This is a genomic window from Curtobacterium sp. TC1, assembly GCF_019844075.1.
Taxonomy (GTDB): Bacteria; Actinomycetota; Actinomycetes; order Actinomycetales; family Microbacteriaceae; genus Curtobacterium.
Window position 1 is genome coordinate 1,931,675 of sequence record NZ_CP081964.1, and the last position, 12,825, is coordinate 1,944,499.

The 12,825-nt window shown below is 71.1% G+C and carries 13 protein-coding genes; 5 read left to right on the plus strand and 8 right to left on the minus strand.

Going from position 1 to position 12,825, the window contains the following annotated elements:
• Positions 1-92: 92 nt before the first annotated feature.
• Both KZI27_RS10215 and KZI27_RS10220 read right to left on the minus strand, forming a co-directional pair.
• Complete coding sequence (locus KZI27_RS10215; RefSeq protein ID WP_123312753.1) at positions 93-542, minus strand: SufE family protein; 450 nt, start codon at positions 540-542, stop codon at positions 93-95.
• Entirely contained in the window at positions 539-1,444 is a 906-nt protein-coding gene (locus KZI27_RS10220) for a sulfurtransferase (RefSeq protein ID WP_222661045.1), read from the minus strand. The genes KZI27_RS10215 and KZI27_RS10220 overlap by 4 nt, the downstream gene beginning before the upstream one ends.
• Before the next feature lie 185 nt (positions 1,445-1,629).
• Here KZI27_RS10220 and zapE point away from each other — a divergent pair, with 185 nt between their 5' ends.
• From zapE to KZI27_RS10235, 3 genes are all read left to right on the plus strand, one after another.
• Positions 1,630-2,586, plus strand: a complete 957-nt coding sequence (gene zapE / locus KZI27_RS10225) for a cell division protein ZapE (protein WP_261784229.1) — start codon at positions 1,630-1,632, stop codon at positions 2,584-2,586.
• Between the two features lie 202 nt (positions 2,587-2,788).
• Positions 2,789-4,063, plus strand: a complete 1,275-nt coding sequence (locus KZI27_RS10230) for an ammonium transporter (protein WP_111086361.1) — start codon at positions 2,789-2,791, stop codon at positions 4,061-4,063.
• Positions 4,064-4,190: 127 nt separating this feature from the next.
• Positions 4,191-4,841 (plus strand): tyrosine-protein phosphatase, encoded by a 651-nt coding sequence (locus KZI27_RS10235; RefSeq protein WP_222661049.1) that lies wholly within the window; start codon positions 4,191-4,193, stop codon positions 4,839-4,841.
• A 139-nt stretch (positions 4,842-4,980) separates the two neighbouring features.
• Here the strand turns inward: KZI27_RS10235 and KZI27_RS10240 are convergent, their stop codons facing one another.
• On the minus strand, positions 4,981-5,952 hold the full coding sequence (locus KZI27_RS10240; protein ID WP_123312750.1) for an aldo/keto reductase: 972 nt from the start codon (positions 5,950-5,952) through the stop codon (positions 4,981-4,983).
• A gap of 153 nt (positions 5,953-6,105) precedes the next feature.
• On the opposite strand from KZI27_RS10240, the gene KZI27_RS10245 reads away from it, so the two are divergent.
• Entirely contained in the window at positions 6,106-7,074 is a 969-nt protein-coding gene (locus tag KZI27_RS10245; RefSeq protein ID WP_222661051.1) for a beta-ketoacyl-ACP synthase III, read from the plus strand.
• 31 nt (positions 7,075-7,105) lie between these two features.
• On the opposite strand, the gene KZI27_RS10250 is transcribed toward KZI27_RS10245, so the two are convergent.
• The gene (locus KZI27_RS10250; RefSeq protein WP_222661052.1) at positions 7,106-8,023 is read right to left on the minus strand and encodes a hypothetical protein; all 918 of its coding nucleotides are present in this window, start codon (positions 8,021-8,023) and stop codon (positions 7,106-7,108) included.
• Between the two features lie 38 nt (positions 8,024-8,061).
• Between KZI27_RS10250 and KZI27_RS10255 the strand changes: the two genes are divergently transcribed.
• Positions 8,062-8,691 (plus strand): hypothetical protein, encoded by a 630-nt coding sequence (locus KZI27_RS10255; protein WP_222661054.1) that lies wholly within the window; start codon positions 8,062-8,064, stop codon positions 8,689-8,691.
• Between the two features lie 35 nt (positions 8,692-8,726).
• On the opposite strand, the gene KZI27_RS10260 is transcribed toward KZI27_RS10255, so the two are convergent.
• From KZI27_RS10260 to flgK, 4 genes are all read right to left on the minus strand, one after another.
• Complete coding sequence (locus KZI27_RS10260; protein WP_222661056.1) at positions 8,727-9,686, minus strand: hypothetical protein; 960 nt, start codon at positions 9,684-9,686, stop codon at positions 8,727-8,729.
• Positions 9,687-10,151: 465 nt separating this feature from the next.
• Positions 10,152-10,520 carry a flagellar assembly protein FliW gene (fliW, locus tag KZI27_RS10265; protein ID WP_222661058.1) on the minus strand — a complete coding sequence of 123 codons (369 nt, stop codon included), beginning with the start codon at positions 10,518-10,520 and terminating at the stop codon, positions 10,152-10,154.
• Entirely contained in the window at positions 10,517-11,398 is an 882-nt protein-coding gene (gene flgL, locus KZI27_RS10270) for a flagellar hook-associated protein FlgL (protein WP_222661060.1), read from the minus strand. Before flgL ends, fliW begins: the two co-directional genes overlap by 4 nt.
• Positions 11,399-11,400: 2 nt before the next feature.
• Positions 11,401-12,822, minus strand: a complete 1,422-nt coding sequence (gene flgK / locus KZI27_RS10275; protein WP_222661062.1) for a flagellar hook-associated protein FlgK — start codon at positions 12,820-12,822, stop codon at positions 11,401-11,403.
• Between the last annotated feature and the right edge of the window lie 3 nt (positions 12,823-12,825).

Sequence of the window (12,825 nt, forward strand, 5' to 3'; positions counted from 1 at the left end):
ATTCCAGAGGACGGCATGCGTGACGAGTGGGAGACGGACGGGAGGCCCGTGGCGGATCCGCCACGGGCCTCCCGTCCGCCTTCCGGTTGCGTCTACGACACCGCAGCCTGCACCTGACGCTGCACGCGACCGAGCATGCCCACCATGCCGCGGATCCGCAGCGGGCTGACCGCCTCGGACAGCCCGATCGTCAGCGGGTAGTCCGCCGGCACGGCGAGCACCTGCGCTGCCGTCAGGCCGCTCAGGCCCTGCGCGAGGATCGAGGCGAAGCCGCGCGTGGTCGGCGCCTCGCGCGGAGCGGTGGCGTGCATGCGGACGACGTCGGGTGCGTCGCCGTCCTCGCCCACGGTGACCGTGATGAACACGGGGGACTGGCACTCCTCGACCCGTTCGAGTTCGTCCTCGTGCCCCTGCAGGCGCTCGGGCAACGCGGGCAGTTCGTTCGAGAACTCGAGGAGGAGCTGCAGGCGGTCCTTCTGGCCCAGGGCGAGGAAGTCGTCGCGGATCTCGGCGAGGGTGGCGGGGAGGGTGGCGTCGTTCATCGGTTCGGGACTGTACCCGGCTCCGCGCCCTGCACGATCGGGACGCGCACGGCGCTGCCCCACTCGGTCCACGAACCGTCGTAGTTGCGGACGCTGTCGTAACCGAGCAGGTGCTGCAGGACGAACCAGGTGTGGCTCGACCGCTCACCGATGCGGCAGTACGCGATGACCTCGTCCGCGTCGCCGATGCCGGCGCCCTCGCGGTAGATCGCGTCGAGTTCCGCGCGCGGCTTGAAGGTGCCGTCCGGAGCGGCGGCGGTGGCCCACGGGATGTTCACCGCCGTGGGGACGTGGCCGCCGCGCAGCGCTCCTTCTTCCGGGTAGTCCGGCGCGGTCGTGCGCTCACCGCTGTACTCCGGCGCGCTGCGGACGTCGATGAGGGGCTTGCCGAGGTGGGCGAGGACGTCGTCCTTGTAGGCACGGATCTCGGTGTCGATCCGCTCGACGACCGGGTACTCGGCCGGCGTGACGGCGGTCTCGTCGGTGATGAGGGCGCGGTCCTCGGCGATCCACTTCGCACGGCCGCCGTCGAGCAGGCGGACGTCCTCGTGGCCGAACAGCGAGAAGACCCAGAGGGCGTACGCGGCCCACCAGTTGTTCTTGTCGCCGTAGACCACGACGGTGGTCTCGCGGCCGATGCCCTTGCTGCCGAGGAGTTCCGCGAAGGCCTCGCCGTCGATGTAGTCGCGCTGCACCGGGTCGTTGAGGTCGGTGTGCCAGTCGATCTTGACCGCGCCGGGGATGTGGCCGGTCTCGTAGAGCAGGACGTCCTCGTCGGACTCGACGACGACCAGGTCGGGGGTGTGGGCGTCCAGTTGTTCCTGCAGCCACTCGGTGGAGACGAGACGCTCCGGGTGGGCGTAGGCGGTGAACTTCTCGGACGGGTCGACCGGTGCGGTCATGGTGGGCTACCTCCAGGTGGTCATCCGGCACCGGACTAGGATCGGTCGTCGGTGCCTGTGGGCAACGGTACGCGGACGTACCGTGCCCCAGCCGCAACGTGACACCGCACGACTTGCTTCCCGGAAGGCCCACTCGATTGCCAGCGCACCTCGTCGACCGTGACCCCCAGGTGACCCCGCAGCAGATGGCCGCGGCACTCGTGCCACCGCCCCAGTTCGCAGACGCCTCGTTCGACTCGTACCGGCCGGACCCGGACTACGCCTCGCAGGCCGACGTGCGCGACGCCGTCGCCGCGTTCGTCGCGGCGGGTCCGACCGAGGCGCGCCGTCGCGGGCTGTTCGGCCGCCGGAAGCAGTCGGTCGAGCCCGCTGCGAAGTCGGGCGTCTACCTGGACGGCGGGTTCGGTGTCGGCAAGACCCACCTGCTCGCCGCGGCGTACCACGCCGCATCAGGGCGGAAGACGTTCGGCACGTTCATCGAGTACACGGCCCTGGTCGGTGCGCTCGGGTTCCAGGGCACGGTGGACCTGCTGCGGGGGACCGCGCTGGTCTGCATCGACGAGTTCGAGCTCGACGACCCGGGCGACACGATGGTCATGACGCGCCTCATCAAGGAGCTCACCGAGACCGGCACCCGGTTCGCCGCCACCTCGAACACGCCTCCGGGCGCGCTCGGCGAGGGACGGTTCGCGGCCCAGGACTTCCTGCGCGAGATCCAGGCGATGTCCGACCGGTTCGACACCATGCGGATCGACGGGCTCGACTACCGGCGCCGCGCGGTCGACGAGTCGGCGGGTGTGGTGTCCGACGTCGCCGCGACCCTGCCGTCCGGGGACGTCACGCTCGACGACTTCTCGGCCGTGGTCGCGCACCTCGGGTCGGTCCACCCGTCGAAGTACGTCGCGCTGGTCGAGGGTCTCGACGCCGTCGGGCTCACCGACGTCCGGGCGTTCACCGACCAGACCGACGCGCTGCGCTGGGTCGCCCTGGTCGACCGGCTGTACGACGCCCAGGTCCGGATCGTCGCCTCCGGCACCCCGCTCGACCAGGTGTACCCCGACGCGATGCTCGACGGCGGGTACCGGAAGAAGTACCTGCGTGCAGCCAGCCGTGTCGTGGCGCTGACGCGCGCCCAGGACTGACGCTCGCCCTCACCGTCCGCTGACCGGTCGGTGCACCCCCTTTCCAGGGGGCTTCGGGCCGTGCGAAACACGACGTTTACAAACCGCGCCGTCGCGTTACATCCGCGAAACACATCGTGCTCCCTCGCGAAACCTCGCATCGCCAGACTCGGTGACACCCGAGGCGGTCCAAGAGCCGTTCGTGCAATCGAGAGGTGAACAGATGCTTGATCAGGGCAACACGACGTTCGTGTTGGTCATGGCGGCGCTGGTGTTGTTCATGACACCCGGCCTGGCCTTCTTCTACGGCGGCTTGGTGAAGGCCAAGTCCGTCATCAGCATGATGATGATGTCGTTCGGAGCGATCGCACTCGTGAGCGTCCTGTGGGTGCTCTACGGCTACGCGATCGCCTTCGCCAACCACGGTGACGGCACGGCGGTCTCCGGTGTGGTCGGGTTCTTCAGCATCGACTGGAACCAGATCGGTCTCGGCCAGGCCTTCGAGGAGGCGCAGTCCTCGAACATCCAGGCGGCGTACCCGTCGATGGCGTTCGTCGGCTTCCAGGCCACGTTCGCGATCATCACGGTCGCCCTCATCTCCGGTGCCATCGCCGACCGCGCCAAGTTCGGCGCGTGGATGGTCTTCGCCGGCATCTGGGTCACCGTCGTCTACTTCCCGGTCGCCTCGTGGGTCTTCAACCTGACCTCGGGCTGGGCCGCCACGTGGGGCGTCATCGACTTCGCCGGTGGCACCGCGGTGCACATCAACGCCGGTGCAGCGGGTCTCGCCCTGGCGCTCGTCCTCGGCAAGCGCGTCGGCTTCGCCAAGGGTGCGCACAAGCCGCACAACCCGCCCTTCGTCCTGCTCGGTGCCGCCATCCTGTGGTTCGGCTGGTTCGGCTTCAACGCCGGCTCCGAGGGCGCTGCTGACGGCATCGCCGCGATCGCCTGGGTCAACACCCTCGCCGCTCCGGCCGCCGCCATCCTCGGCTGGCTGCTCGTCGAGAAGCTCAAGGACGGCAAGGCCACCTCGGTCGGCGCCGCCTCGGGTGCCGTCACCGGTCTCGTCGCGATCACCCCGGCATGTGCCAACCTGACCCCGGGCTGGGGCATCCTGCTCGGCTTCGTCGCCGGCATCATCTGCTGCTTCGCCATCGACTGGAAGTACCGTCTCGGCTTCGACGACTCGCTCGACGTCGTCGGTGTCCACCTGGTCGGCGGCATCGTCGGCACGCTGTACCTGGGCTTCTTCGCCAACGACACCGGCCTGATCTACTCCGGTTCGTTCGAGCAGCTCGGCAAGCAGGCCACCGCGGCCCTGGCCGTCGGCATCTACTCCTTCGTCCTGGCGTTCGTCATCGGCTTCCTCATCGAGAAGACGATCGGCTTCCGCGTCAAGACCGAGGACGAGGTCGCCGGTATCGACACCGCGGTCCACGGCGAAGAGGGCTACGTCCTCTACGAGCAGACCGACGACTCGCCGGTCTCGGTCCGCTAACCGGCAGACACCAGCACCACCCGCACGACGACGGGCCCCGCGCACACAGCAAGCGCGGGGCCCGTCGTCGTGCGTGTGGGCGTCCGTCGTCCGGCGTCCGGCATCCGTCTTCTGACAGGGTGGTCGCATGACGACGACGTCGACCCTCACCAACCTGCGCGAGGTCGGAGGACCGGGCCTGCAGGACGCCCGTCCCCGCACCGTGTACCGCGCGAACACCGAGCGCGTCGGTGCCGACGCGTACCCGACGGGCCTCAGCGCCGTGGTCGACCTCCGCCGCGACGACGAGGTCGCCCGCGTCCCGCACCCGCTCGCGACCACCGACGGCTACCGGCTCGTCCCGCTGTTCGACCCGTCGACCGTCGAGTCCGGCGCCCGGGCCGTGCAGCTCGAGGAGCAGTACGTCGACTGGCTCGAACGGCACCGCACCGGGATCGCCGCGGCGTTCCGCGCCATCGCCCGGGCCGACGGCGACGTGCTCGTCTGCTGCTCGGCCGGCAAGGACCGCACCGGCGTCGTCAGCGGATTGCTCGCCCGACACTGGGGCGCATCGCTCGAGACCGTCGGCGTCGACTACGCCGCCAGCGCTGTCGGACTCGCCGACCGGTTCGCCGCGGAACGTGCGGTCAGTACCGACCCCGAGGCCACCGCCGTCGCGCAACGGTGCGTGCCGGAGACCATGACGGCCGTGGTCCGGCACGTCGAGGCGCGCTGGGGGAGCGTCGGCGCGTACCTGCGCTGGACCGGACTGACGGACGCGGAGATCGCGTCACTCTGACGGGCGTGCGTCGTCCTGGCGGCTCGCCACGTGCAGTGGTCGCAACGACGGACGGGAGGCACGGTACGCGTCCGACGCGCACCGTGCCTCCCGTCCGTGGTCCTGATCGGGGGCCGTGGTTCCGGCCCGTTCCGTCAGCTCACCAGGCGTAGTCCTCCGGTGAGGTCTCGTGCCCCGGGAAGATCTCGTCGAGCCGGTCCAGCGCACGCTGGTCCAGGCGGATGTCGACGGCGCGGACCGCGGACTCCCACTGCTCCATCGTGCGGGGGCCGGTGATCGGCGCGGTCACGCCGGGCTGGTGGAGGAGCCACGCGAGGGCAAGCTCACCCGGGGTGTGGCCGAGCTCCTTCGCGAACGACTCGTAAGCCGTGAGCTGGTCACGGTGCCCCTCGACGTACTCGGCGCTGCGACCCGACAGGCGGCGGGAACCGTTCTCGGTCTTCTCGATGACACCACCGAGCAGGCCGCCCTGCAGCGGCGACCACGGGATGACGCCGAGGCCGTACTCGCGGGCGGCGGGCAGGACCTCGCGCTCGATGTCGCGCACCACGAGGTTGTAGATCGACTGCTCGCTCACCAGGCCGAAGGTGTGGCGGCGCTTCGCCGCTTCCTGTGCTTGGGCGATGTGCCAGCCGGCGAAGTTCGACGACCCGACGTACAGGACCTTGCCCTGCTGCACGGCGACGTCGATCGCCTGCCAGATCTCGTCCCACGGCGTCGCACGGTCGACGTGGTGGAACTGGTACAGGTCGATGTGGTCCGTCTGCAGCCGCTGCAGGCTGGCGTCGAGCGACTGGCGGATGTTGAACGCGCTGAGCTTGCCGCCGTTCGGCCAGTCGATCATCTCGCCGTAGACCTTGGTCGCCAGGACCGTCTTCTCGCGGCGGCCGCCGCCCTTCGCGAACCAGCGGCCGATGATCTCCTCGGTGGCGCCCTTGCCCACCGAGCCGCCGTAGCCGTTGGCGGTGTCGAAGAAGTTGACGCCGAGCTCGTGGGCCCGGTCCATGATGGCGTGCGAGTCGTCCTCTGTGGTCTCCGGGCCGAAGTTCATCGTGCCGAGCACTGCCCGTGAGACCGACAGCCCTGTCCGTCCGAGGTGTGTGTAGTCCATGTCTCCGGTCTACGCGCTCCGAGGGGCACCGTGCCAGGCCCTGGGAGTACCGGTTCTGTACGGTGCACCGTGCGGCGACGTGGTCGTTCGTCGTGTGGTCCTGCATGCCGTCGGGGGCATGTTCCGGTTCGGGGGAGGAGTACCGTGACGTCGGTGAACACCCCAGCACTCCGTGGCAGCCGGATCCTCGGGTTCGGTCACCACCAGCCCGAACGCATCCTGACCAACGACGAGCTCTCGACCATGGTCGACACCAACGACGAGTGGATCCGCACCCGGACCGGCATCCAGACCCGGCACATCGCCGGACCGGACGACAGCGTCACGTCGATGGCGATCGAAGCGGGCCGCAACGCCCTCGCCGACGCCGGCGTTTCACCCTCGGCCGTCGGACTCGTCATCGTCGCGTCCACCACGCACCAGGACCGCGCGCCGTACACCGCCGGCCGGGTCGCCGCGGCGCTCGGGATGACGAACGGTCCCGCGCCCATCGACATCAACACCGCCTGCAGCGGGTTCGAGTACGCGCTCGCCCTCGCCGACCAGTCGATCCGCGTCGGTTCCGCCGACGTCGCGCTCGTCATCGGGTCCGAGACCCTGTCCGCCATCGCCGACTGGACCGACCGTTCGACGTGCGTGCTCGTCGGCGACGGAGCGGGGGCCGCCGTGCTCGGCGCCACCGACACCCCCGAGATCGGACCCGTGTCGTGGGGCAGCGTGCCGCACCTGCTCGACGCGGTGCGGGTCGAGGGGTCGCCCGGCCGCTTCAACCAGGAGGGCCGCTCCATCTACCGCTGGGCCATCACCGAGGCCGAGGGACACGCCCGCGAGGTCGTCGAGGCCGCCGGGCTCACGATGGACGACATCGAGGTCTTCGCGTTCCACCAGGCGAACCTGCGGATCATCGAGCCGCTCGTCACCGCACTCGGCGGCGAGTCGAAGTTCGTCATCCGCGACGTCGTCGAGTCCGGGAACACCTCGGCCGCCAGTGTGCCGCTCGGGTTGTCGAAGGCCTGGGCGCGCGGCGACCTGCCCGAGGGGGTCCCCGCGCTGCTGTTCGGGTTCGGCGGTGGGTTCGCGCACGCCGGGCAGGTGGTCAGGACGCCGGTGCGGTCGTTCTGATCGGGCCCTGCCGGCTCCCGAGCCGAGCGGTTCAGCGTTCCGGGGTCTCCGACCAGAGGTCCTCGTCCTTCGCGGATCCTCGGCGCCAGCCGAGTTGCTTCTGTTGCTTTGGCTGCTTGGGCTGCTTCAGCTGCTTGGCCTTGGGCTGCTTGTCCTTCGGCTGCTTCTCCGGCTTTGCGGGCTTCGGCTCGAGCACGACCGGGAAGTGCGCCGACGGCGGCCCGAACCCGGTCCGCGAGGCCTGGATGACCTTCCGCCCGAGCGCGTGGTTGCCGAGCCCACCCACCGCTGCGCCGATCCCGAACGGGAGGGCGCGACCGAGCACCGAGGTCCCCTGACGGACCGCGAACCGCTTGATGAACTGGTCGCGGACCTGTCCGCCGAGGCCGTTCACGACCTGCTTCGGCAACGACGAGGTCACCAACTCACCCCAGAACGCCGTGCGTGCCTGGCCGCCGGCGATCTGCCCGCCGAGCTGCTTGATCAGCTGCGTGCCCGGCGCGCCGAGGATCATCGCCATCACGAGGGTCCGTGCCCGCTCAGGGTCGTCCAGGGCGATGCCGTGGACCTCGGTGACCGACTGGGCGAACAGCGCGGTCGTCTCGAGGAACCCGATCGTCTCTGCGCCGCTCAGCCCGAGGGCTGCCACCATCCCGACGCCGGGGATGACCGCACTCGCACCAACCGCTGCGCCACCGGTGGTGACCGCGGTGAGGTACTGCCGCTCAAGGATCTGGATGACCTCGGCGGGGGTGGCGTCCGGCTTGCGTCGGCGGATCGCGTTGACGTGCGCGACGACCACCGGGCGCTGGACGCTGATGGCACGGTCGAGCAACTTGACCCACCCGGCGGGTTGTTGCACCTGTGGGGTCCGGGAGTCGTCGGGCATGGGGGAGACCTGGGCGTTCGGCAGCGGCACGATCGCCTGGTCCTTCGGGGAGCGGGCCATGCGCTCACCGTACGCCGGGCATGTGGGAGGCTCGCTGGATGGACATCGACGGCGCGCCGGATCCGGCGGACGACGCTCGGCGGGCCGCCGGGTTCCTGACGGCCGCCGAGGTACTCGGTCTGCTGCCCGAGGTCCGTGTGCTCGATCCCGGCTCGGTGCTCATCGGTACGGACGTGGCCCTGGCAGCCGGGGCGGTGCTCTACCCGGGAACCGTGCTCGAGACCCGCGCCGGCGGCTCGATCACCGTCGGGTCCGGCGTGCGGCTCGGTCCCGGGTGCGTCACGGTCGTCGCGACCACGGCCCGGGTGACCATCGGGTCCGGCGCCGAACTGGGGCCCGGTCCCGTCACGATCACGGCCACGGGGTCGGACGTGCGCGTCGGCGACAGCGCTCGACTGTCCGGCGGGTGCCATGTCGAAGGGCCCGCCGTCCTCGGTACCGGGGCGCAGGTGCTGGGTGCGGTCGCTGTTCGGGACGCCGTGCTCGCAGCGGGCGGCGACCACCGCGAGGCCGACCCGGACCGACGTGCCGGGGTGGTCAAGGGGATCGGACGGGTGCACGGAGCGCGGGTCGGCGTCGGCGAGGTGGTCGTCGGCGGCGGCGCGCCCAGTGCGCCGCTCGTCGTCGAACGGCAGCGTGCACACCACCCGGAGGCACCGAGCCGCTGACGCCGGCCGAGGACCGGGTGTCGGTCGTCGCCTCGTCACCGGCACGGGACCCCTGCTCGGCGGAGCGCGGCGCGCACGCGGTCGGGCTGCATCAGGTCGGCCCACGACAGCCGGACCACGAACCGCACCTCGGGGAACGACCGGACGAAGTCCTCGCGCCGTTTCTCCTGCCAGTGCGCCTCGGCGGTGGTGCGCCCGTCGAGCATCGTCGGGTCCTCGTACTTCGCGCGGCCGTCGACCTCGACCACGACGCCCTGATCCGGGAACCAGAAGTCGACGACGGCCGTTCCACCACCGGCGCGTCGGAACTCGTGCTGCTGCACCGGTACCGGCGTCCCGACCTGCCGGAAGCGCACCCGGCACACCGACTCCGCCGGCGACCCCGACAGCGCCGACCCCATCCCGATCGCCACCCCCGCCTTCTCGGACCCCTTCCGCTCGTGGGCCGAGAGTTCGTCGCGGAGCATCTCCGTCAGGACCCGTCGCTCGCGCAGCGCCTGGTCGATCATCGGTACGGCCTGGTCCAGCGGTGCAGTGGCAGAGACATCGACGAGCGTCCGGACCAACGACGTCACCGGCGAGCCGTCGATCTCGATCGGCATGGTCGGAGGAGTCCCGGTCCATCGTCCGCCGGAGTCGTCGATCGCGTGCCCCGGCCTGACCCGGGCGAGCGCCGTGGTCTCCGGCCGGGTCAACCGAGGGTCGACGACCTCGACCCGGTCGGGCGCCGCTGCCGTGAAGGGCAGTCCGTGCACGGTTGCCGCGGACGAGTGCGAGAACGCTCGGGGCAGTCGGACCGACGGGGCCGTCGCCCGGACGAGCAGCAGCAGACGGTCTTCGCTCCGCAGCCCGTGTACGAGCGACGGATCGACCAGCACGCCGGGCCGGATCGCGGCAAGCGAACCGCGGTGCACGCGACGCTGCAGGGCGCGCCGTTCAGCGCTCGGATGGTCACCGGTGCGGACGAGGGGGATGGCCAGGACTCGGTCGTTCATGTCTCAACGATCGGTGGTGGGAGCCGACCACGTCGGTTCGGAGCGACGATCTGTGGAGAACGAGCCGGGCCTCCAGTCTGTGGAGGGGTGAGGCGGACGCACGGTGCGACAACAGCGAAGTCACACGACGTCGATGTTGTCGCCGGGCCGCGCGTGAAATTGTTGCGCGCGCGCAGGTGCGACGAACTCGATGTCGTACGACATCGAGGACGTCGTTCCGAGTCGACCAGTGACAGGGTCCTGCGGGGATCAGGTGCCCTTGGCCGAGGGCGTACGCGTGTTCGAAGCTGGACCGATACCCGTGCAAGGTGCGACAACAGCGATGTCGCACGACGTCGATGTTGTCCCCGGGCCGCGCGTGCAACTGTTGCGCGCGCGCAGGTGCGACGAACTCGAAGTCGTACGACATCGAGGACGTCGTTCCGAGTCGACCGAGCTGCCGAGCCGACCAGCCGACCCGCCCCCCTACGCCCGCGCGAGCTCCGCCCGCAGCGGCAGGTCCTGGTCCTCCAGGATGAGCTGGGCGCCCACGGCGGTCCGGGCGTTCACCACGATGGGCGCGAGCAGGTTGACGGTCGTGCCGGAGGCCCCGGGGTTCGCCACCACGAGCAGCATGGCGTCGGCGGGGTCGGTGAGCTCGAGCCCGGCGGCCTGCTCGTCGGTGAGCTCGGGGGCGTACGACGGCAGGTGCACCGCGGCGTCGAGCACGAACAGGCGCGAGGAACCCCCGACGAGGGTGAACAGGCCCTCGGCGCCGTCCACCGGGGTCAGCGTGAACACGGGCGCGGGGGACAGGCCGAACGGCGGGACGGCGAAGGTCAGGGAGATGCTCATCGGAGGTAGTCCATCAGGGTCGGCTGCAGGACCTTCGCGGTGACGGCGAGGGCTGCCTGGTAGTTGGTCTGCTGCACCTGCAGGTCGAGGACGGCCTTGGCGAGGTCGACGTCCTCGATGCCGGCGCGGCGGTTCTCGAGCGCGACGGACGCGGTCTTCAGCGAGTCCTGGGCGGCGAGGGCGGTGGCGTGCCGGACACCGACGTCGGCCTGGGCGCCGCGGACGGCCCCGAGGGCACCGTCCACGTCGTTGATCCGCGCGTTCACGTTCACCCCGTTCTGCAGGTCGCTGACGATGGAGTCGAGCACGCCGAACACCGACGACGCCCCGGTGCCGAACACGTCGGCCCCTGCGGTGTCGACGCGCACGGTGGTACCGTCGCCGATCCGGCGGGTGACGTCCGTGCCGGACGCTGCCCACCCGGTCGCCGGGTCGTACGCGGCGGCGGCGGTCGAGGCACCGGCGAAGACCGACCGGGTGCCGTAGGTCGTGTTGGCCCGTGCCTCGAGGTCGGACTGCAGCGACTGGAACTGCGTGATGAAGGCGTCGCGGTCGGTGTCGCTCATGGTGCCGGAGTTCGCCGCCTGCACGGTCAGGTCGCGCACGCTGTTGAGCACGGAGTAGACGCTCGACAGGGCGCTGTCGGTGGTCGCCAGCCAGGCCACGGCGTCGTTCGCGTTGCGCGTGTACTGCGCCGCGGCGGCCTGCTCCTTGCGCACCTGCATCGACGACGCGGTGCCGACCGGGTCGTCGGACGGCTTCTGGATCGCCTGCAGCGTGGTGGCCTGCTCGGTGAGCTGCGCCACGCGCGCCGCACCGGTCTGCAGGCGGGCCGAGGCCGCGGCCATCGACATCTGGGTGGTCACCCGGGTGATCACGATCAGCCCCTCCCGACGAGTCCGACTCGGTTGATGATGGTGTCGAGCATCTCGTCGACGGCGGTCAGGACGCGTGCCGCGCCCTGGTACGCGTGCTGGTAGCTCAGCAGGTTCACGTTCTCCTCGTCGAGGTCGACGCCCGCGCTCGACTGCTGCTGGGTGCGCGCGTTGGTCAGGGCGAGTCCGGTGAGCGTCGACTCCGTCGCGGCCGACCGGGAGGCGGTGCCCACCCCCGCCACGAAGGTCGCCCAGGTCGTGTCGGCAGCACCAGGGCCCGTGCCGAGTCGCGAGAGCGCGTCGGCGAACGAGTCGTCGAGCTGCCCCGCCGCGTTCCGCGTCGCGAGACCGCTGCCGTCCGTCGGGACGACCGACAGGCCCTGTGCCGCGGGGACGCCCGCCGCGAGGGCGAAGAAGGCGGTACCGGTGGTGCCGGCCGGGGTGGTGCCGGTGGCGTGTACGGCGTTGACCGTGGTCGCGAGTTGGGTCGCGACGGCGTCGTACGACGTGGCGGCCTGGGCGAGCGCACCGCCCGTGCCGTTCCCGTCCGCCGGGGCGAGGACGGCGAGGGCGCCGCCGATCGACCCACCGCTGAGGGACACCGCGCCGGCGCTGCCGGAGGTCCAGGTGAGGGTGACCGCCGCGCCGTCGGCGAGCCGTTCGCCACCACCGAGGGCGACGGCGCGGGCGTCGGTGCCCTGCACGAGCGGGTTCCCGCCGAGCAGCACGTCGACCGTGCCGTCCGCGTTGGTGCGGGTCGTCCCGCCGGCGAGCGTCGCGATCTGCTCGGTGAGCTGGTCGCGCTGGTCGAGGAGTTCGTTGGCGGTGCCGCCGGAGGCCAGCGCGCTGCGGATCCGCCCGTTGAGGTCGGCCACCTGCTTCGCGGCGTCGTTCAGCTGCGTCACCTGGCCGGCCACGGTGCCCCGGACCGAGGACCACTGCGCGTCGACCGCCTTCGAGCCGGAGGCCAGGGCCGCGGCGACGGTGCCGGCGGCTCCGAGGACGGCGCTGGCGGCACCCGGATCGTCCGGGTGGCTGGCGAGTTCGCTCCACGACGACCAGAAGGCGTCGAGCTTGGCGCTGAGGCCGTCCTTGCCGGGCTCGTGCAGGCCGGTCTCGAGGGCGGACAGGGCCGTCGCGCGGGCGTCGGCGGAGGCGGAGGAACCAGCGGCGACCCGGACGCCGACGTCGAGCGTCAGCGATGCCAGCCGGGCGATGCCGTCGACCGAGACACCCTGTCCGGCGAGGGCGGCGGTGCCCCGCATGAAGCCGGTCTGGGTCGCCGGGATCGAGTTCTGCGTGACGCGCTGCCGCGTGTACCCGGCGGTGCCGGCGTTCGCGATGTTCTGGCCGGTGACGTCGATGCCGGCGCGGGCCGCGGCGAGTCCGGAGTACGCGGTGGCGAGGGAGCCGAAGGTGCTGACCACGGG

Bases quoted from the DNA above. Each gene is read 5' to 3' on its own strand.
- KZI27_RS10240 (WP_123312750.1), bottom strand. From the start codon at position 5,952: ATGGACTACACACACCTCGGACGGACAGGGCTGTCGGTCTCACGGGCA.
- KZI27_RS10235 (WP_222661049.1), top strand. From the start codon at position 4,191: ATGACGACGACGTCGACCCTCACCAACCTGCGCGAGGTCGGAGGACCG.
- KZI27_RS10215 (WP_123312753.1), bottom strand. From the start codon at position 542: ATGAACGACGCCACCCTCCCCGCCACCCTCGCCGAGATCCGCGACGAC.
- KZI27_RS10250 (WP_222661052.1), bottom strand. From the start codon at position 8,023: ATGGCCCGCTCCCCGAAGGACCAGGCGATCGTGCCGCTGCCGAACGCC.
- KZI27_RS10220 (WP_222661045.1), bottom strand. From the start codon at position 1,444: ATGACCGCACCGGTCGACCCGTCCGAGAAGTTCACCGCCTACGCCCAC.
- KZI27_RS10260 (WP_222661056.1), bottom strand. From the start codon at position 9,686: ATGAACGACCGAGTCCTGGCCATCCCCCTCGTCCGCACCGGTGACCAT.
- zapE (WP_261784229.1), top strand. From the start codon at position 1,630: ATGGCCGCGGCACTCGTGCCACCGCCCCAGTTCGCAGACGCCTCGTTC.
- KZI27_RS10255 (WP_222661054.1), top strand. From the start codon at position 8,062: ATGGACATCGACGGCGCGCCGGATCCGGCGGACGACGCTCGGCGGGCC.
- KZI27_RS10230 (WP_111086361.1), top strand. From the start codon at position 2,789: ATGCTTGATCAGGGCAACACGACGTTCGTGTTGGTCATGGCGGCGCTG.
- fliW (WP_222661058.1), bottom strand. From the start codon at position 10,520: ATGAGCATCTCCCTGACCTTCGCCGTCCCGCCGTTCGGCCTGTCCCCC.